Origin of the sequence: Ancylobacter pratisalsi (assembly GCF_010669125.1) — a bacterium.
Lineage (GTDB): Bacteria > Pseudomonadota > Alphaproteobacteria > Rhizobiales > Xanthobacteraceae > Ancylobacter > Ancylobacter pratisalsi.
The window spans coordinates 2,677,386-2,695,899 of the sequence record NZ_CP048630.1 but is presented as its reverse complement, the minus strand read 5'-3'; the positions used below and the strand labels follow the sequence as shown (position 1 = coordinate 2,695,899).

General features: G+C 68.2%; 22 protein-coding genes. 13 read left to right on the top strand and 9 right to left on the bottom strand.

Annotated elements, in window-relative coordinates:
- Nucleotides 1-25 precede the first annotated feature (25 nt).
- Both G3A50_RS12640 and G3A50_RS12635 read left to right on the top strand, forming a co-directional pair.
- Nucleotides 26-1,066 (top strand): ligase-associated DNA damage response exonuclease, encoded by a 1,041-nt coding sequence (locus tag G3A50_RS12640; protein ID WP_163077610.1) that lies wholly within the window; start codon nt 26-28, stop codon nt 1,064-1,066.
- Nucleotides 1,063-2,727, top strand: a complete 1,665-nt coding sequence (locus G3A50_RS12635; protein ID WP_163075605.1) for a cisplatin damage response ATP-dependent DNA ligase — start codon at nt 1,063-1,065, stop codon at nt 2,725-2,727. The genes G3A50_RS12640 and G3A50_RS12635 overlap by 4 nt, the downstream gene beginning before the upstream one ends.
- Here the strand turns inward: G3A50_RS12635 and G3A50_RS12630 are convergent.
- On the bottom strand, nt 2,705-3,466 hold the full coding sequence (locus G3A50_RS12630) for a class I SAM-dependent methyltransferase (protein WP_163075604.1): 762 nt from the start codon (nt 3,464-3,466) through the stop codon (nt 2,705-2,707). The genes G3A50_RS12635 and G3A50_RS12630 overlap by 23 nt on opposite strands.
- 171 nt (nt 3,467-3,637) lie before the next feature.
- Between G3A50_RS12630 and G3A50_RS12625 the strand changes: the two genes are divergently transcribed.
- Both G3A50_RS12625 and G3A50_RS12620 read left to right on the top strand, forming a co-directional pair.
- Nucleotides 3,638-3,907, top strand: a complete 270-nt coding sequence (locus G3A50_RS12625; protein WP_163075603.1) for a DUF6460 domain-containing protein — start codon at nt 3,638-3,640, stop codon at nt 3,905-3,907.
- 4 nt (nt 3,908-3,911) lie between these two features.
- Complete coding sequence (locus G3A50_RS12620) at nt 3,912-5,237, top strand: MATE family efflux transporter (RefSeq protein WP_163075602.1); 1,326 nt, start codon at nt 3,912-3,914, stop codon at nt 5,235-5,237.
- Between the two features lie 25 nt (nt 5,238-5,262).
- Here G3A50_RS12620 and G3A50_RS12615 read toward each other — a convergent pair whose 3' ends face one another.
- Together G3A50_RS12615 and G3A50_RS12610 are read right to left on the bottom strand one after the other, a co-directional pair.
- A complete protein-coding gene (locus tag G3A50_RS12615) occupies nt 5,263-6,339 on the bottom strand; it encodes a quinone-dependent dihydroorotate dehydrogenase (RefSeq protein WP_163075601.1) in 1,077 nt (358 codons plus the stop codon).
- On the bottom strand, nt 6,336-6,707 hold the full coding sequence (locus tag G3A50_RS12610) for a DUF952 domain-containing protein (protein WP_163075600.1): 372 nt from the start codon (nt 6,705-6,707) through the stop codon (nt 6,336-6,338). The genes G3A50_RS12615 and G3A50_RS12610 overlap by 4 nt, the downstream gene beginning before the upstream one ends.
- Nucleotides 6,708-6,835: 128 nt before the next feature.
- Here G3A50_RS12610 and G3A50_RS12605 point away from each other — a divergent pair, with 128 nt between their 5' ends.
- A complete protein-coding gene (locus tag G3A50_RS12605; RefSeq protein WP_163075599.1) occupies nt 6,836-7,462 on the top strand; it encodes a S24 family peptidase in 627 nt (208 codons plus the stop codon).
- A 397-nt stretch (nt 7,463-7,859) separates the two neighbouring features.
- Here the strand turns inward: G3A50_RS12605 and G3A50_RS12600 are convergent, their stop codons facing one another.
- Nucleotides 7,860-8,120: a YMGG-like glycine zipper-containing protein gene (locus tag G3A50_RS12600; RefSeq protein WP_425483404.1), complete on the bottom strand. Its 261-nt coding sequence runs from the start codon at nt 8,118-8,120 to the stop codon at nt 7,860-7,862.
- Between the two features lie 216 nt (nt 8,121-8,336).
- Between G3A50_RS12600 and G3A50_RS12595 the strand changes: the two genes are divergently transcribed.
- The gene (locus G3A50_RS12595) at nt 8,337-8,972 is read left to right on the top strand and encodes a peroxiredoxin (protein WP_163075598.1); all 636 of its coding nucleotides are present in this window, start codon (nt 8,337-8,339) and stop codon (nt 8,970-8,972) included.
- A gap of 33 nt (nt 8,973-9,005) precedes the next feature.
- Here the strand turns inward: G3A50_RS12595 and G3A50_RS12590 are convergent, their stop codons facing one another.
- From G3A50_RS12590 to def, 3 genes are read right to left on the bottom strand one after another with little or no spacing between them, the layout of a single operon-like run.
- Complete coding sequence (locus G3A50_RS12590; RefSeq protein WP_163075597.1) at nt 9,006-9,482, bottom strand: GNAT family N-acetyltransferase; 477 nt, start codon at nt 9,480-9,482, stop codon at nt 9,006-9,008.
- The gene (fmt, locus tag G3A50_RS12585; protein WP_163075596.1) at nt 9,479-10,396 is read right to left on the bottom strand and encodes a methionyl-tRNA formyltransferase; all 918 of its coding nucleotides are present in this window, start codon (nt 10,394-10,396) and stop codon (nt 9,479-9,481) included. The genes G3A50_RS12590 and fmt overlap by 4 nt, the downstream gene beginning before the upstream one ends.
- A gap of 50 nt (nt 10,397-10,446) precedes the next feature.
- Nucleotides 10,447-10,992, bottom strand: a complete 546-nt coding sequence (def, locus tag G3A50_RS12580) for a peptide deformylase (protein ID WP_163075595.1) — start codon at nt 10,990-10,992, stop codon at nt 10,447-10,449.
- A gap of 103 nt (nt 10,993-11,095) precedes the next feature.
- Here def and G3A50_RS12575 point away from each other — a divergent pair, with 103 nt between their 5' ends.
- The 3 genes from G3A50_RS12575 (at nt 11,096) to G3A50_RS12565 (ending at nt 13,623) form a co-directional block, all read left to right on the top strand.
- On the top strand, nt 11,096-12,358 hold the full coding sequence (locus G3A50_RS12575; protein WP_163075594.1) for a DNA recombination protein RmuC: 1,263 nt from the start codon (nt 11,096-11,098) through the stop codon (nt 12,356-12,358).
- A gap of 113 nt (nt 12,359-12,471) precedes the next feature.
- Nucleotides 12,472-13,371 carry a LysR family transcriptional regulator gene (locus G3A50_RS12570; protein WP_163075593.1) on the top strand — a complete coding sequence of 300 codons (900 nt, stop codon included), beginning with the start codon at nt 12,472-12,474 and terminating at the stop codon, nt 13,369-13,371.
- 78 nt (nt 13,372-13,449) lie between these two features.
- On the top strand, nt 13,450-13,623 hold the full coding sequence (locus tag G3A50_RS12565) for a DUF1328 domain-containing protein (RefSeq protein WP_163075592.1): 174 nt from the start codon (nt 13,450-13,452) through the stop codon (nt 13,621-13,623).
- 280 nt (nt 13,624-13,903) lie between these two features.
- On the opposite strand, the gene G3A50_RS12560 is transcribed toward G3A50_RS12565, so the two are convergent.
- On the bottom strand, nt 13,904-14,449 hold the full coding sequence (locus G3A50_RS12560; RefSeq protein ID WP_163075591.1) for a sigma-70 family RNA polymerase sigma factor: 546 nt from the start codon (nt 14,447-14,449) through the stop codon (nt 13,904-13,906).
- An 11-nt stretch (nt 14,450-14,460) separates the two neighbouring features.
- Nucleotides 14,461-14,649 (bottom strand): NepR family anti-sigma factor, encoded by a 189-nt coding sequence (locus G3A50_RS12555; RefSeq protein WP_246251644.1) that lies wholly within the window; start codon nt 14,647-14,649, stop codon nt 14,461-14,463.
- A 247-nt stretch (nt 14,650-14,896) separates the two neighbouring features.
- Here G3A50_RS12555 and G3A50_RS12550 point away from each other — a divergent pair, with 247 nt between their 5' ends.
- The 4 genes from G3A50_RS12550 (at nt 14,897) to G3A50_RS12535 (ending at nt 18,473) form a co-directional block, all read left to right on the top strand.
- Nucleotides 14,897-15,700 carry a response regulator gene (locus G3A50_RS12550; protein WP_163075590.1) on the top strand — a complete coding sequence of 268 codons (804 nt, stop codon included), beginning with the start codon at nt 14,897-14,899 and terminating at the stop codon, nt 15,698-15,700.
- A gap of 9 nt (nt 15,701-15,709) precedes the next feature.
- Nucleotides 15,710-17,035, top strand: coding sequence for a sensor histidine kinase (locus tag G3A50_RS12545; RefSeq protein WP_163075589.1), 1,326 nt, complete (start codon nt 15,710-15,712; stop codon nt 17,033-17,035).
- A gap of 213 nt (nt 17,036-17,248) precedes the next feature.
- Nucleotides 17,249-17,764: a hypothetical protein gene (locus tag G3A50_RS22830; protein ID WP_163075588.1), complete on the top strand. Its 516-nt coding sequence runs from the start codon at nt 17,249-17,251 to the stop codon at nt 17,762-17,764.
- A 142-nt stretch (nt 17,765-17,906) separates the two neighbouring features.
- On the top strand, nt 17,907-18,473 hold the full coding sequence (locus tag G3A50_RS12535) for a PRC-barrel domain-containing protein (protein WP_163075587.1): 567 nt from the start codon (nt 17,907-17,909) through the stop codon (nt 18,471-18,473).
- Nucleotides 18,474-18,514 lie beyond the last annotated feature (41 nt).

Here is an 18,514-nt window from a genome sequence, read left to right as displayed (position 1 = left end):
CGAGCTGCCCTATATCTTGTCCGTGATGCGCCCGGAAGAGCTTCTCCACACCACGCCCCAGGGACTTTATTCCCCCGCTGGCGATTTCTTCATCGACCCGACGCGGGCGGTCGCCCGCGCGCTGATCACCCATGGCCATTCCGACCATGCCCGCGCCGGCCACGGCGCGGTGCTGGCGACGCGCGAGACGCTCGACATCATGGCCATTCGCTATGGCGAGGATTTCGCCGGCGCGGCCCAGCAGGCGAGCTATGGGGAGCGGGTGCAGGTGAACGGCGTCACCGTCACCTTCCTGCCCGCCGGTCATATTCTGGGTTCGGCGCAGATCCTGGTGGAACATCGCGGCTGCCGCATCGTCGCTTCCGGCGACTACAAGCCGGGCGCGGACCCGACCGCACCGGCCTTCGAGCCCGTGCCCTGCCATGTCTTCATCTCCGAGGCGACGTTCGCCCTGCCGGTGTTCCGGCATCCCGATCCGGCACGCGAGACCGCCAAGCTCACCGCCTCGCTCGCCCTGTTTCCCGAGCGCACCCATCTGGTCGGCGCCTACGCGCTGGGCAAGGCGCAGCGGGTAATGGCGCTGCTGCGCATGGCGGGCCATGAGCGGCCCATCCTCATCCACGGCGCGATGGAGCGGCTTACCGCCTATTACCGCTCGCGCGGCATCGCGCTGGGAGATGTGCGGCCGGTACGCGAGGCCGCGCGGGAAGATCTGCCCGGCGCGGTGGTCATCTGCCCGCCCGGCGCGCTGGCTGATGTCTGGTCGCGCCGCTTCCCCGATCCCGTCACCGCCTTCGCCTCGGGCTGGATGCGTATCCGTGCCCGCGCCCGGCAGAACGGCGTCGAGCTGCCGCTCATCATCTCCGACCACGCCGACTGGGACGAGCTACAGGCCGCCATCCTCGCGACCGGCTGCGAGGAATTGTGGGTCACGCACGGCCAGGAGGACGCGCTGGTACACTGGGCGGGGCTCGCGGGCCTGCGCGCACGCCCGCTCCACATGGTCGGCTATGGCGAAGAGGAGGAAGCGCCCGCTCCGCCGTCCCCGGAAAGTGGCGGCTCATGAACCGCTTCGCCGCCCTGCTCGACCGCCTGGCCTATGAGCCGCGCCGAAACGGCAAGATCCGGCTGATCGCGGATTATTTCCGCCATACGCCCGATCCCGAGCGCGGCTTCGCCCTGGCCGCGCTCACCGGCGCGCTGTCGTTTCGCAACGCCAAGGCGGGCCTGATCCGCCAGCTCATTTCCGAGCGCACCGACCCGGTGCTTTTTGCGCTGTCCTACGACTATGTCGGCGACCTGTCGGAAACGGTCGCGCTGATGTGGCCCGCGCCCCCGGGCCAAGACGGCACGCAGGCCCCGCCGCTCTCCTATGTCGTCGAGACCTTCACCCATATGGGTCGGGCCGGACTTCCCTCCGTGCTCGCCGTGCTGCTCGACCAGCTCGACGAGACCGGCCGCTGGGCGCTCTTGAAGCTCATCACCGGCGGGTTGCGCATCGGGGTCTCGGCCCGGCTGGCCAAGACGGCGGTCGCGGCGCTCGGCGGGGAGACGCCGGACGCGATCGAGCTGGTGTGGCCCGGCCTTTCCCCGCCCTATGAGGAGCTGTTCGCCTGGGCCGAGGGACGCGGCCCCCGCCCCGAGACCGACAACCCGGCCCCGTTCCGGCCGGTCATGCTGGCCCATCCCATCGAGACGGCGGATTTCGAGACGCTCGATCCGGCCGATTTCCGGGCCGAGTGGAAATGGGACGGCATCCGCGTGCAGGCGGTGCGCGCGCCCGATGCCGCGGGACGCCCCGTCACCCGCCTCTACAGCCGCACCGGGGAGGACATCTCCGGCGCTTTCCCCGAACTCGCCGAGGCACTGGCCTTCGACGGCGCCGTGGATGGTGAGCTGCTTATCCTGCGCGAGGGGCGCGTACAGTCCTTCAACGTGCTGCAGCAGCGGCTGAACCGGAAGGTGGTGTCGGCCAAGCTGATGGCGGAGTTTCCCGCCCATATCCGGGCCTACGACCTGCTGGTCGAAGCGGGCGAGGACCTGCGCGAAAAGCCGTTCGCCGCCCGCCGCGCCCGTCTGGAGGGCCTCATCGCGTCGCATCCGGCCGATGGCCGTCTCGACCTCTCCCCCGACGTGCCTTTCGCCTCATGGGAGGAACTTGCCGGGGCCCGCGCCGATCCCGCCACCCATGGTGCCGCGCTGGATGCCGAGGCGGTCGAGGGCGTCATGCTCAAGCGCGCCGACAGCGCCTATCTTCCCGGTCGCCCCAAGGGGCCGTGGTGGAAATGGAAGCGCGACCCGCGCAGCGTCGACGCGGTGCTGATGTACGCCCAGCGCGGCCACGGCAAGCGCTCGTCCTTCTACTCCGACTACACCTTCGGGGTGTGGACGACGGACGAGAACGGCGCGGCCGCGCTGGTACCGGTCGGCAAGGCCTATTTCGGCTTCACCGACGCCGAGCTGGTCGAGATCGACCGCTTCGTGCGCCGCAACACCGTCAACCGCTTCGGTCCGGTGCGCGAGGTGGTCCACACCGCCACCGAGGGGCTGGTGCTGGAAGTCGCCTTCGAGGGGCTCGCGCGGTCCACCCGCCACCGTTCCGGCGTGGCCATGCGCTTTCCCCGCATCGCCCGGCTGCGCTGGGACAAGCCGCCCGGCGAAGCCGACCGGCTGGAGACGCTGGAGCGGATGCTGGACGTGGCGCTCACCGCCCCATCCAGCGCCTGATCCGGTTCCGCACGCCGCCTTGCGGCGCCGCCGCCGCGAGGGAGCGAGGCGCCGGCGGCGCCAGCGACCAGGCGATGCCGGCGGGGTAGTCCACGGTGTGGATCTCGATCGCCCGCCCTCCCGCCTGCGCCAGCAGACACCACAGATCCGCCCCGAACTCACTCTCGACCAGATAGTCCTCCGGCTTGGTTCCCGGCGCGCCGTGATAGCTCGGCGGCAGCCCCGCGCGCGAGCGCGACAGGCGGGCGACGATCACCGGCGCGGTGAAGCACAGCCGGCCCTCCGGCTTCAGCACGCGCAGGCATTCGCGCAGCGCCGCGAGCGGGTCGGGCACATGCTCCAGCGTGTCGGAGTGAAACACCAGGTCGAAGCTGCCATCCGCGAAAGGCAGGCTTCGCATGTCGAAATCGGGGAAGTCGAGGCGCCGGTAGGCCGGCAATGCCGCGAAACTCTCGGAAACGCCGGCGCAGCCGTTCATGTCGCCAACCACCATCGCCCGGTGGCGCGGGTCGGCCAGCGCGGCCCGCAGCGTCCGGCCGTCCTTCATCCACGCGCGGATGGCGTCGGCCAGCGCAAGGCCGCGCACCTGCGTTCCGCAGCGGGCGCAGTGGGTGCCCTGCTGGTGGTTGATATAGGCGACTTCCTCCGCCCCGATCTCCCATTCGGCGATGAGTTCGGGCCACAGCACCTCCTGGTGGACGACCTCGTGCGCGCCGCAGACGGAACAGATCAATGCCATGAGGTCCTCACCCACTCCTCGCGCTGCCCGGCGCCTCACATGTCCGGCGCGCCGGCAGCGATCATACGAAGAGAACCGGGCCTGCGCACGACCTCCCCTCACAAGGTGTCGCCCCCGTCCCCCGCGGCGTGCTAGGGGAAGACTGTTCGCCTGCGCAAGGAGCCCGACAACATGGCCGACAATCAACTCGCCCGCTGGATGGGTGGTTCCCCGTTCTGGGTGCTGGTGCGTTTGCTGGTGCTCTGCGTGGTGGTCGGCGTCATCCTCTCCGCGCTTGGGCTCGACCCGATGAACATCCTCTCCAGTCTGGAGCGGCTCATCCGGCATCTGTTCAATTTCAGCTTCGAGGCGGTGGACAAGCTGTGGCGCTATTTCGTGCTCGGCGCGGTCATTGTCATCCCGCTCTGGCTGATCACCCGCATCGCCAGCCGCGGACGGTAACGCCGTGAACGTCGGTGCCGGCGGCCGGGTCGAGGTCACCTCCCGGCGGTTTCTCGCTATTGCCCTGCCGGCGACGCTGGCGCAGATGACCACGCCCGTGCTCGGCCTCGTCGCCACCGGCGCCATCGGCCGGCTGGGCGACGCCGTGCTGCTGGGCGCGGTCGCGGTCGGCGCGCTCCTGTTCGATTTCGCCTTCTGGATCTTCGGTTCCATGCGCATGGGCACGGCCGGGCTGACCGCGCAGGCACTTGGCCGGGGCGAACGGGTGGAGCTGCGCGCGGTGCTGGTGCGGGCGCTGTTCATCTCGCTGGCCATCGGGCTGGCGCTGATCGCCATCCATGTCCCCGTCAGCCATGCCGCCTTCTCGCTGATGGGCGCCAGCGAGGGCGTTCACGCCGCGGCGGCGCTGTATTTCTCGGTGCGCATCCTCTCCGCGCCCTTCGCCATCGCCAATTTCTCCATCCTTGGCTGGCTGGTGGGCGTGGCGCGCACCGATATCGGCCTCGGGCTGCAGATCCTCATCGCCTCGATCAACGCCCTCGCAACCGCCGCGCTTGTTCTCTACTGGGATTTCGGCATCGCCGGCGCGGCGTTCGCCAATGTGCTGGCGGAGACCGCCGGCACGCTGTTCGGCCTCGGCGCGGCGGCGCGGCTCATCGGGCGCGACTGGCGGGTGCCCTGGCGGGCCGTCATGGACCGCGCCCGGCTGGTCGAGACCGTGGCGGTGAACGGCGACATCATGATCCGCACCGGCCTGCTCATGGCCGTGCTGCTGTTCTTCACCGCGCAGGGCGCGCGCGCCGACGACGTCACCCTCGCCGCCAATGCGGTGCTCTACAACATGGTCATGGTCACCACGTTCTTCCTCGACGGCTTCGCCACCGCGGCCGAGCAGGTCTGCGGCCAGAGCGTCGGCGCGAAGGACCGGACGGGTTTCCGCCGCGCGGTGCGCATGACGCTTATCTGGGGCGCGGGCTTTGCCGGCCCGGCGACGCTCGCCCTGCTCTACGGCGGCGGCGCGATCATCGACCTGCTGGCCGCGAACGCGGATGTGCGCCTGGTCGGGCGGGACTATCTCCCGCTCGCCGCCCTCACCCCGCTGCTCGGGGTCGCCGCCTTCGCCTATGACGGCATCTTCGCCGGCTCCACATGGTCGCGCGACATGCGCAACATGATGCTACCAGCGGTAGCGCTGTACTTCCTCGCGTGGTGGCTCACGCTCCCGCTCGGCAACACCGGCCTGTGGCTCGCCTATCTCACCTTCATGGGCGGGCGCGGCCTGTTCCTCGCCCTGCGCCTGCCCGCGCTGGAGCGGCGCACCTTCGCCTGAGGCGGGCGCGCACGCCCCGTGCGCCTCAGGCGGGAAACGGCGCGGCGACCATGTCCCGCGCGCGACGCCCGGTAAGCGCCGCCAGCGTCACATTCTCGCGCGCCAGATGCGCCAGCAGCCCGGCCTTGATGCGCGGCGCGAGGCCGAGCCCCTCATAGACCAAACCGGAATAGAGCTGGATCAGGCGCGCCCCGGCCTCGATCTTGGCAATGGCCGTCGCGGCGCTGTCGATGCCGCCCACGCCCACCAGCGGAAAGGCGCCATCCACCCGCACATAGGTTTCGGCCAGCATGCGGGTGGCAAGCGGAAACAGCGGCCGGCCGGAAAGACCGCCCGCCTCGCCCCTGGCGGAAGCGCGCAGCGTCGCGGGCCGCGTGATCGTGGTGTTGGACACGATCAGCCCATCGACCCCGCGTCGGCGCGCCACCTGCACCACGCCGTCGAGATGGGCGAGTGCGAGATCCGGGGCGATCTTCAGCAGCAGCGGCACGCCCGGCGCGGCGCTGTCGCGCGCCTCGATCACCCGAGCCAGCAGCTCGTCGAGCGCCTTTTCCTCCTGCAGGTCGCGCAGGCCCGGCGTATTGGGCGAGGAGACGTTGGCGGTGAAATAGCTTGCCAGCTCGGCGAAGGCCTTGATTCCGGAGACATAATCAGCGGTTCGGTCGGCGCTGTCCTTGTTGGCCCCGACATTGACCCCGACAAGGCCGGGGCGGCCCGCGCGCGCGGTCAGCCGCGCCTTGGCCGGGCCATGACCACCGCTGTTGAAGCCATAGCGGTTGATCACCGCGCGGTCCTCGACCAGGCGGAAATTGCGCGGGCGCGGATTGCCCGGCTGCGGGCGCGGCGTGATGGTGCCGACCTCGACAAAGCCGAAACCGGCGCCGAGCATGGCATCCGGCACCTCGGCTTCCTTGTCGAATCCCGCCGCCAGGCCGACCGGGTTGGGAAAGCTCAGCCCGAAGGCCTCGACCGCCAGCCGCCCGTCATCCGCCCCCGCAGGACGCGGCGGCAGGCAGGACAGGGCGCGCAGGGCAAGGCCGTGCGCGGTCTCGGGATCGAGCAGCCGGGCGAAAGGCAGGGCAAGGTCGAGCAGGGCGCTCATCGGGGATCACCCTCCAGCGGCGGAAACAGGTGTCGTCCATCGGGGCCAAGAGGGAGCGGGCGTACCCAGTCCACGGCGGCGGGGAAAAGCGGTCCGTAAAGATGGGGGAACAGGTCGCCCCCGCGCGAGGGCTCCCAGCGCAGCTGGGCAGCGTCCAGCGCGCCGGTGTCGACCGCGACCAGCACGAGATCGTCCTGTCCGGCGAAGTGCCGGGCGGCGGTCTCGGCCGCCTGCGCCGCCGTCGAAAAATGGATGAAGCCGTCCTTCAGGTCGACGGGCGCGCCGTCAAACCGGCCCGCCGCCACCGCGGCCTGCCACAGCGCGCGCGGCGCGATCTTGAAGATGCAGGGTGTCGTGTTGTCGGTCATGGCAAGGGCTCTAAACGCGGGCGTTCGAACTGGCAACATACACCTATGATTGTAATTTCTGGGAAGTTGGACTTTGGCGAGAATAGGGTATATTTCCTATAGCTTAGACAAAAGTCCGGCATCCCTACATGCTGACCCATGCCCAGATCTGGCGGGCGATCGATCGGCTGGCCCAACGCCATGGCATGAGCGTCTCGGCGCTGGCCAAGCGGGCCGGGCTCGACGCCACCACGTTCAACCGCTCGAAACGCGAGCAGGCTGACGGAAGGCCGCGATGGCCTTCCACGGAGAGCGTCGCCAAGATCCTCGCCGCGACCAGCACCAACCTCGACGACTTCATGGAGATGGTCGACGGCACCCGCGCGACCGGACGGCCGGTGCCGCTCATCGGCTTCGCGCAGGCCGGCGCGGGCGGCTATTTCGACGATGCGGGCTTTCCCGTCGGCGGATTCTGGGACGAGATCGTATTCCCCGATATTGGCGACAATCACGCCTATGCTCTTGAGATCGCTGGCGATTCAATGATGCCGTTATACCGTGATGGTGATGTGGTGGTCGTGTCACCCGCCGCCCCCGTCCGGCGCGGCGATCGCATCATCGTCAAGACGCGCGAAGGCGAGGTGATGGCCAAGGAACTCAAGCGCCGCACCGCCCGGACCATCGAGCTGCGCTCGCTCAACCCCGAGCATCCCGACCGGGTCCTCGAAGACCGCGACATCGCCTGGATCGCCCGCGTGCTGTGGGCCAGCCAGTAGACGCAGACATGGCCGGGGCGAGCGGGATCCCGACATGACCACGCGCGGATCACCTCGACCGGGGCGCTCCGAAGCGACCGGCGGCACAGACATGCCGTCCCCGGGGCGGCGCGAATCACCACGCCGGAATGTCGGCACCGGGCCGAGGCGCGGGCGACCGAAAGGCCCGACATGGAGACGACCGGCTCTGTGCGCGGTCCGGAGCGCCATCCGGGCTGGGCACAGACCGCCAGTTTCGCGACCGGCGAACAGCCACCCGCGCTGGCGCGGGCGGAGTGGGGCAATCGCGTCATGCATGAAAGCTACAGACGCCAGACATGCGAACGGCCCCTCTCGGGGCCGTTCGACGTCGTCGATCATCGGCGTGCGGATCCAGCGCGCAAGCGCGGGTTCGCGATCAGCAGCGCACGGCGACCCGGTTGCCGTAGCGATCGCGGGTCCAGCACTCCCGGGGCGAGGTCGCAGCGCCCACCACAGCGCCGGTCGCCGCACCCACGCCCGCGCCGATGGCCGCGCCCGTGCCACCGCCGGCGATACCGCCAATGACAGCGCCCGTGCCGCCGCCGATGAGCGCACCCGCGCCCGTGCGGCGCTCCGTGGTCGTGCAAGCCGCGACGCCGAGCGCCACAATGGTAATCGCCAGAATTCTGAGCATCATTGGTTTCTCTCCAGTCCTGGCCGCCCCGATAAGCCGGCCCTTGTTCCGAAGCGCTAACGCGCATGTGCGCTCCTGGTTCCCGGGAATGGCAGCTCAGTAAGGTTCCGGATGGAGGTTGCGCCCCGTCAACCAGTGGCTATCTCCTGCGTTGGCGGGCGGATGTGGAAATAAACCACCCGGTCGCAGGAAATCCCTCTGACGCCCCTGGAGTCCTCTATGACGATCCGCCTTGGAGATACCGTTCCCGATTTCGAAGCCGAGACCACCGAAGGTCCGATCCGCTTCCATGAGTGGCTCGGGGATTCGTGGGGCGTGCTGTTCTCGCACCCGAAGAACTTCACCCCGGTCTGCACCACGGAACTCGGGCAGGTCGCGCGGCTGAAGCCGGAATTCGACCGCCGGAACGTCAAGGTGATCGGCCTGTCGGTCGATGAGCTCGATGCCCACGCGAAATGGGCCGATGACATCGCCGAAACCCAGGGCTATGCGCCGAATTTCCCGCTGATCGCGGATGCGGACCGTCACGTCTCCGGCCTCTACGACATGATCCACCCCAACGCGTCGGACACCATGACGGTGCGGTCGGTCTTCGTGATCGGGCCGGACAAGAAGCTCAAGCTCTCCCTCACCTATCCGGCCAGCGCGGGCCGCAACTTCGACGAGATCCTGCGGGTCATCGATTCGCTCCAGCTCACCTCCCAGCACGCCGTCGCCACGCCGGCGAACTGGAAGGATGGCGAGGATGTCATCATCGTCCCCTCGGTCAGCGACGAGGCGGCCAGGAAGCAGTTCCCGGACGGGTGGAAGACCCTCAAGCCCTATCTGCGCATGGTGCACCAGCCCGGCAAATAAGCCCGGCGCGGGTCCACGCCGCCTCGCCACCCCTCAGGGGGTGACGAGCTTGCGGTACTGGATGAAGCCGGTGCGCTCGGCGACAGCGTTATAGAGCCGCTGCGCCGTCGCATTGGTTTCATGCGTCAGCCAGTACACCTCCGCCGCGCCCCGTGCCGTGGCATCGGCATGCACATGGGCGATCAGGCCGGCGCCGAGTCCCTTGCCGCGCTGGCTGTCCGCCACGAACAGGTCGTTGAGATAGCAGACGTCGCCCTCGCTCCAGGTCGAGCGATGGAAGAGCCAGTGCACCAGCCCCACCGCGCGCCCGGCCTCGTCCAGCGCCAGCGCGCCGTGGACCGGCTCGGCCGGATCGATCAGCCGCGCCCAGGTGGTCGCGCTCACCGTTTCGGGAAGCTCGGCACCGTAGAAGGTGAGATAGCCGCGCCACAGCGGAAGCCACATTGCGTGGTCCTCGGCTCCGAGAGGGCGGATCTCACCGGCGGCGGCACCTTGGGTGTGCGCGCTCATGTCAGCACCTCGCCGCGTGCCAGCGTGTTGCCGCGCAGGAACTCCGCCGCCGACATCGCCCGGCTTCCCGCCTTCTGCACCTCGATCAGCCGCACCGCGCCATCCCCGCAGGCGATGGCGAGGGCCTCATCCAGCACCTCGCCCGGCGCGCCCGCGCCCTCGGCGAGCGTCGCGCGCAGCACCTTCACGCGCGCGCCGTCCAGTTCGAACCACGCGCCGGGAAATGGCGCGAGCCCGCGCATATGGTCGTGCACCTCCCGCGCCGGCCGGTTCCAGTCGATCCGGGCCTCGCCCTTCTCGATCTTGGCGGCGTAGGTGACGCCCTCCGCCGGCTGCGGGGTGAAAACCAGCCCGCCGCGCTCCAGCGCCGCCAGCGCCCGGCCCATCAGGTCGGCGCCGATCCCCATCAGCGCGTCGTGCAGCTCGCTCGCCGTCATGTCGGGACCGATGGCGACGCGCTCGACCAGCCCCACCGGGCCGGTGTCGAGCCCCGCCTCCATCTTCATCACCGCGACGCCGCTCTGCGCGTCGCCGGCCATGATGGCGCGCTGGATCGGGGCGGCGCCGCGCCAGCGCGGCAGCAACGAGGCATGAAGGTTGAGGCAGCCGAGCCGCGGCAGGTCGAGTATCGCCTGCGGCAGAATCCGCCCATAGGCCACCACCACGGCGACATCGGCCTCATGCGCGGCGAAGGTCGCGGCGGCCTCCTCGGTGCGAAGGCTCGGCGGCGTCAGCACCGGCACGCCGAACGACTCGGCGGCGCGCTGCACCGGGGAAGGAACCAGGTCGAGCCCGCGCCGTCCGCCCTTGGCCGGCGCCCGCGTATAGGCCGCGACGACCTCGTGGCCGCGCCCGACGATCTCGGCCAGCGTCGGCACCGCGAAATCCGGCGTGCCCATGAAGACGATGCGCATGGTGCCCTCGCAGCGGTGAAACGGGAGTGGAGGCGGCAGAGCGGGCGGCGTCAGGCGCCGTCACGCTCCTTCTCTTTCGCGATCTTGGTGAACTTCTTCATCACCCGGTCGCGCTTGAGCTTGGAGATGTGGTCGATGAACAGGACGCCGTTGAGATGGTCGATCTCGTGCTGCACGCAGGTGGCGAGCAGGCCCTCGGCGTCGATCTCGCGCGTCTCGCCGTCGAGATCCATGTAGCGTACCCGCACCCGCGCCGGGCGCTCCACATCGGCGTAATATTCCGGGATCGACAGGCAGCCCTCGGAATAGACCGACAGGTCCTCGGATTCGCCGATGATCTCTGGATTGATCAGCGCGATCGGGTTCTTCCTGGCCTCGCCGTCTTCCTCGTCGCTTTCGCGCTGGCCGACATCAACCGTGATCACGCGCTCGGGCACGCCGATCTGGACCGCCGCCAGCCCGATGCCGGGGGCATCGTACATGGTCTCGAACATGTCCTCGACAAGCGAGCGCACCTTCGCGTCGACCCGCACAATGGGGTCGGAAACGAGGCGCAGGCGGGAATCCGGAATGATGACGAGGGGGCGTACCGACATGATGGCGCTGAAATAAGCGTTGCGTGCCGCCGGGTCAACGCAGGGAATGCGTCCATGTTCGCCTTCTGTTCGCGTTCACGGCAAAATCTGCTACAAGCGCCGGATGGATCAGGTCCTTCTCGTTCTCCGCGGCCACCCTGTGACGCTGGCCGAGCTGCTGGCCGGCGTCGCCGTCGTGGCTCTCTTCATGCTGCTGATGGTGCAGCGCTCGGTGGCCCGCAGCGCCCGTGCGCGCGCCGATGAGGCCGACGAACAGGCGCGGCGCGCCCAGGAGACCGAAGAACGCCTCATCGCGCTCGCCCGCAGCCAGGCGGAAACCACCGGGCGGGTGCAGTCGATGACGGAATATCTGGCCCAGCGCCAGGGCGAGCTGGCCCGCGCCGTCGCCGAGCGGCTCGACGCCTCCTCTCATCGCATGGGCGAGAGCCTCGCCCGCGCCAGCGAGGCGACGCACGAAAATCTGGCGAAGCTCAATGAGCGCCTCGCACTGGTCGACCAGGCGCGCGCCAGTCTTGGCGAACTGTCCGGGCAGGTCATGAGCCTGCGCCAGACGCTGTCGAACAAGCAGGCGCGCGGCGCTTTTGGCGAGGGCCGGCTCCAGGCCATCATCGCCGACGGCCTGCCGCGCGACAGCTTCGCCTTCCAGCACACCCTGTCGAACAACCGGCGTGCCGACTGCGCGGTGTTCCTGCCGGGCGACGCCCGTCCGCTGCTCATCGATTCCAAATTTCCGCTGGAGGCCGTCACCGCCTTCCGCGAGGCGGAGCACGCCGAGGCGCGCCGGCAGGCCGAGGCCCGGCTGAAGCAGGATGTCGGCAAGCACATCAGGGACATCGCCGAGCGCTATCTCATCAGCGGCGAGACCCAGGACATGGCGCTGATGTTCGTGCCCTCGGAATCGGTCTATGCCGAGCTCAACGAGCATTTCGACGAGGTCATCCAGCAGGCCTTCCGCGCCCGCGTCATCCTCGTCTCGCCCTCGCTGCTGATGCTCGCGGTGCAGGTGGTGCAGGCGATCTGCCGCGACGCGCGGATGCGCGAGCAGGCGGACCTGATCCGCAAGGAGTGCGGCAGCCTCGTCGCCGACGTCATGCGCCTGCGCGATCGCATCGCCAATCTGGAAAAGCACTTCGGGCAGGTCGGCGAGGATGTGGCCCAGGCCGCGATCTCCGCCGACAAGATCGCGCGGCGCGGCGCGCGCATCGAGCAGCTCGAATTCGACACCCCCTCGCCCGCGCCGGCCGCCGCCGCGCGCACTCCCGCTCCCGACACCGACACGGAAGTGGCGAACGACCAGCTTCCAGCGCCACTCGGCTTCCGCGCCGGGCGGGCAGCCGAGCGCGACGCGGGGCGCGCGGCGGAATAGACCGCCGCCTGCCGGGCGCCGCGCGCGCAAAAACGTTTCACACGCAGGGCGATCTGATAGGATGATAGAATGTTTCTATCGTACGCCGACGTACGCCGAGCCGGGATGCGTGAGTGATCGACCGTTTTGAATTATTGCTGGCGCTCGCCAAGGAGCGTCATTTCGGCCGCGCGGCGGAATCGTGCGGCGTGACCCAGCCGACGCTCTCAGCCGGCCTCAAGCAGCTTGAAGAACAGCTCGGCGTGCGCCTTGTCGAGCGCGGTTCCCGCTTCATCGGCTTTACGCCGGAGGGCGAGCGCGCGCTGCAATGGGCCCGGCGGGTCATCGGCGACGTGCGCGCCATGCGCCAGGAGATCGCCGGCATGCGCCGGGGTCTCACCGGCCACCTGCGCATCGCCGCCATTCCCACCGCCATGCCGATGCTCTCCGAGCTCACCACGCCGTTCCACGAGAAGCACGCGGATGTGCGCTTCACCCTGATCTCGGCCAGCTCCAACGAGGTGCTGCGGCTGATCGAGAACCTGGAGACCGATGCCGGCGTCACCTATCTCGACAACGACCCGCTGGGGCGGGTGAAGACGGTGCCGCTCTACAAGGAAGGCTACCGCTTCATCACCTCGAAGGACTCGCCCCTGGGCGACCGCGAGAGCGTGACGTGGAAGGACATCGGCCAGGTGCCGCTGTGCCTGCTGACCCCCGACATGCAGAATCGCCGCATCGTCGACAAGCAGCTCGCCGAAGCCGGCCACGCCACTACCCCGATGCTGGAGGCCAACTCCACCATCGCGCTGCTGTCGCATGTGCGCACCGGCAAATGGGCCAGCGTCGTCGCCAACACGCTGGCGGACGTATTCGCCTTCCCCGACAGCATTCGCTCCATCCCGATCGAACAGCCGGCGGTCCTGCACCAGATGGGCCTCGTGGTGCTCGACCGCGATCCGATGACGCCCATCGTCACCGCGCTGATGCAGGAGGCCCGCCTCATCGCTCCGGGACTGACGAGCCGTATCTAGCCACGGAGGGAACCCGTTGCCGTCTCAGCCGTTGTCAGGGCAACGCGGCGTTTGCCGCACATCAACGTGGAGGCTCCCATGCTGGGTTGGGCACTGACATTTCTGGTGATCGCGCTGATCGCGGCGGTCCTCGGCTTCGGCGGCATCGCCGGCACGGCGATCGGCATCGCCAAGATCATCTTCTTCGTCGCGATCATCCTGTTCCTCATCTCCGCCGTGTTCGGCATGATGCGTGGGCGCGGGGTTTCCTAGACCCCCGCCCGGCGCCGCCAGCCGGAAGAGACGAGAAACAAGCAAAACGCCTCCGCCACCCGCGGGGGCGTTTTTGTTTGCCCGCCTCGCGGTGGATGCCCCCTCACACCGGCGCTGCACACACCCGCCCACAAATCCGGCCACGCACCGGCCCGGCCCACCCACGCACCTGCCCGCCCCGGCGCACGGAAAAACCCCGCCCATGCGCAGTCGCACGGGCGGGGGCGTCCACCCGTCAAGGTGGCCGGTCATCAGGCGTCTGAATGTCGTGGAGACGGTGTCAGCCGGCGGCGAGCACGGCCCGCGTCGCCTTGTCGGGACCGAAGTCCGTGGCGTCCTCGATGGCGAGGATCTCGCCCAGCCGGCGGCGGGCACGATTGACGCGGCTCTTGATAGTGCCGACCGCGCAATGGCAGATATCCGCCGCTTCCTCGTAGGAAAAGCCCGAAGCCCCCACCAGGATCAGCGCCTCGCGCTGGTCCGACGGCAGCTTGTCGAGCGCGGTACGGAAATCCTCGAAGTCCAGATGTGTGTTCTGGTCCGGATTGCTCGTCAGCGTGGCCGCGAAATGGCCGTCGGAATCCGGCACTTCGCGGCGGCGCTTTCGGTATTCCGAACGGAACAGATTGCGCAGGATGGTGAACAGCCACGCGGGAAGATTCGTCCCCGGACGGAAGCTGCTGATGTTGGCAAAGGCGCGCAGAAGCGTTTCCTGCACAAGATCGTCCGCCCGGTCCACGCTCCCGCTGAGCGAAATGGCGAACGCTCGCAAGTTTGGGATCGATGCAATGATTTCGTCTCGTAATCCTGGATCGACCTTACTCACGGCAACATCCCTCACTTGTCGCCATCGGAGCCCGGCTTAGTCGAGCCGGCTGCGTCAAGCTTGGCCAAAAGGTCCATGAACCGGTCGGGCACGCCCTGCCGCACCACGTCGTCATACATGGCGCGCAGATGCTGGCCGATCTTGGCCTGGATTTCGCCGCCGAGCACGGTTTCCCGGCCCTCGGAGGGTTGGCTATTCATGAGGGTACCCGCTCGCGCGGCACCACCCCCGGACTGCTCATCATTCATCTTCTTTTTTCCCGACATTGAGCCTCCGAAACGCCTGGGTGGAGGACGGCTCCGTCGCTGCCTGCGAACCGATAACAACGAAATCGCGGCCCGGTTCCCCGCCCCCAAAAAAAATTGAAATGAATTTTAGGCACCATGGAACCCATGGCGTCATGGAACGTTAATGCACCGCTTGGCCTATGCATCCGGGGAGACACGCGTGAGCATTTCGCAAATCGTAGCGCAGCACCTTCCATTCTTGCGCCGCTATGCGCGTGCGCTCAGTGGGAGCCAGTCGGCAGGCGACGCCTATGTGACCGCCCTGCTTGAAACGCTGATCGCCGAGCCGGGCTCGCTCGATCAGGCCTCCAACCCGCGCATCGCGCTTTATCAGCTTCTGACGCGGCTGTGGAATTCGGTTTCCATCAATGCCGAAGTCGAGAAGGGCCCGCTGCCGATCCAGGGCGAACAGCGCCTGGGTCACATCACTCCGGTGGTGCGGCAGGCCTTCCTGCTGGTGTCGCTGGAGGGTTTCAGCGAAGAGGAAGCCGCCGCCATTCTCGATATGGACGTGCCGACCCTGCGCCATCTGGTCGAGGATGCCGGGCGGGAACTCGCGGCCGAAATCGCGACCGATGTGCTCATCATCGAGGACGAGCCGTTCATCGCGCTTGATCTCGAAGGTCTGGTCGAAGGCCTTGGCCACCGCGTCACCGGCATCGCCCGCACCCATTCCGAGGCGGTCAGCCTCGCCCGGCGTAAGGCCCCCGGCCTTATTCTGGCGGATATCCAGCTTGCCGACGGCTCCTCCGGCCTCGATGCCGTCAACGAGTTGATCGAGAGCGTGGAAGTGCCGGTGATCTTCATCACCGCCTATCCCGAGCGCTTCCTCACCGGCGTCCGTCCCGAGCCGGCCTTCCTCATTGCCAAGCCGTTCCAGCCCTCGACCGTCGCGGCGGTTATCAGTCAGGCGCTGTTCTTCGAGCGCAGGGCCCGGCCGCGGGAGCAGCGGGCGACCGCCTGATCCCGACCTATGAACGACACGCTCTTCAGCTACGTGGACGACACCGCGCGGCTCGTTACGGTTCTTGCCTCGTTTGTGATCGCGGGCGGTCTGCTGTTGCTGCTGCGGCAGCGGCGGGACCTGTCCAGCCGCATGTATCAGCTCGGCCATCTGCTGGTCGGTCTGGTTGTCACCTTCGGCCTGCTGTCGCTGATGGCCATGCTGGACGCGGAGCGGAGCATTCCCTGGCTCCAGACCGCGTTCCGGGCTGCGCTCGCTGTGCTCAACACCGCGACGGCCGCGGTTCTTCTGTACAACTTCCGGGCGCTGGTGAACCTGCCTGCGCCCGAGCATGTGGCCCGCGAGCAGCGCCGCCTGACCCTGGAGCTCGCCACCGCGCTTCAGCGCTATGAGATGGCGCTGCGCGGCTCGAATGTGTCGATCTTCACCCAGGACCGCGAGCTCCGCTACACCTCGATCAGCAAGCCGCTCTTCGGCTTTCCGGTCGAGCAGGTGCTCGGCGCCACCGACGCCGACCTGCTCGGCGAGGCACGCTCGCAGCCGCTGGTCATGCTCAAGCGCGAGGCGCTCGCCTGCGCCGAGGCCCGCAAGGGCGAGACCGAGGTGGAAGAGAGCGGCGTCAAATACTGGTACGACATGCATGTCGAACCGCTTCGCGACCTGACGGGCAAGACCGTGGGCCTCACCGGCGCGGTCGTCGACGTCACCGAGCGCAAGGAAAACGAGCAGCATCTGCGCCTGCTGATGCGCGAGCTGACACACCGCTCCAAGAACCTGCTGGCCGTCATCCAGGCCATGGCACGGCAGACCGCGCGCCATGCCGGCTCGATCGACGATTTCGTCGAGGTGTTCAGCGCCCGCCTTCAGGCACTGGCCCGCTCGCATGACCTTCTGGTGCAGGAGAGCTGGCACGGCGCGTCGCTCACCGACATGGTGCACTCCCAGCTCGGCCACCACATCGACCGCGAAAACAGCCAGGTATCGGTCAAGGGGCCCGACATCTTCCTGAAGCCCGAGGCCGCGCAGAATGTGGGCCTCGCCCTGCACGAGCTTTCCACCAACGCCGCCAAATACGGCGCGCTGTCCGTGCCGAGCGGACATGTCGCCATCCTCTGGACCCGGCGCCCGGCCGAGGTCGGTGGCGGGTTCGAGTTGTCCTGGAGCGAGACCGGCGGCCCGCCCGTCACCCCGCCCAGCCAGCGCGGCTTCGGCTCGCTGGTCATCGAACGCAACCTTGCCCGCGCCCTGGATGGCGAGGTCAATCTCGACTTCGCCCCTTCGGGCCTGATCTGCCAGGTCAAAATTCCGGAAATGCACCTGATCGCGGGACGCTGAACGGCGTCCCGCGCGCGCTGCGCCGCCCCCGGACCGTGGATCGGGAACCAATCCATTTCATCAACGTTTAACCATGCGGCGAGTGGAACGCACGTTCGCTCGCGCTTCTACAAATGATGATGGCCGTGGGAGCGATCCCGGCGGGAGTGCTTGGCGCGCTCCCGAGGGAGAGGCGTAGGCGCCGGCACCACGATTGAAGGCGGGAGAACGCAGATGTCAGACATCGCGAGCATGGCTTTCAAGACAATGGCTTTCAGGACCTCGGCCTATGTCGCCGGCGCAGCCACCGGACTGGTGATCGCGCTGCCGCTGGCGGTGGCCTCTTTCGGCGCGGTCGCGGCCTCGCGTGCCGTGCCCCCGGTCATCGCCATCGACACGATTGGGCCGATTTCGCCGGGCTACCAGGCTTCCCTGATCAATCGGGCGGCGAAAGGCCCGCGCCTTGACCTACGCACCCCTGCGCCCGCGCAGACCGCGCGCACGGGCGACGACAGCAGCGCCGCGCCCGTGGCTATCCCCGTGGCGGCGCCCGCCGGGCCCGTCCCCGCCACCGTCATCCCCTCGGCGTCTCCTGCGGCGTCTCCTGCCGCCTCGCCCGCCGCACGCCCGCGCGCGATGGAAACGCCGCGCGGCTGCCTCTCGGCGATCGGCGTTCCGAAAGGCAACCTCGCCACGGAAGAACTTACCATCTGCGTGGCTGATGCATCGGTGTTGCGCAGCCTGAACTGAAATAATTCGAAATATAACGTCAGATTATTTTTCACTTCATATGCCAGAAAATCGGAACAACTCTCTCCCTGTATTGTTGTTTAGGCAGACGGTTTAACCAGCCGCTTACTGAGACACTCTTTTCCACTACGGGAGAAAACGAATGACCAGCAAGCTCGCCACCCTTACGGCAGTCGCCGCCCTTTCGCTCGCCCCCGCCGCTGCGTTCGCCCAGAGCGCCGCGCCCAGTGCGAGCACCCCGCCGACCGCCACCCAGACCATGCCCGAGCCCGGCAGCCCGATGGCGCCGGCCGACAAGATGCCGGGCACGTCCGTGCAGACGCCGATGAAGAATTCCAGCGCGTCCGCCACCCCGACTGCGGTGCCCGCCACTCCGAAATTCGTCAGCGCCCAGTCCAGCGGCCAGTGGCTCGGTTCCGAGCTGATCGGCACCGAGGTGGTGACCTCGACCGACGAGAATCTCGGCGAGATCAGCGACCTCGTCATGGAGCGTGACGGTTCCGTCATCGCCGCGGTGATCGATGTCGGCGGCTTCCTTGGCATCGGTGCCAAGCCGGTCGCGGTGTCCTTCGAATCGCTGACCCCGACCCCGACCGATGACGGCCAGAAGATTGTCGTCGCCATGACCAAGGAAGAGCTGAACGCCGCACCGGAGTTCAAGACCCTTGAGCAGCAGCGCGACGAGACCGCGAAGACCACCACCAACTAATTCGCGGATCGACGGTTCGGCCACTCAGGCGCGGCCCTCGC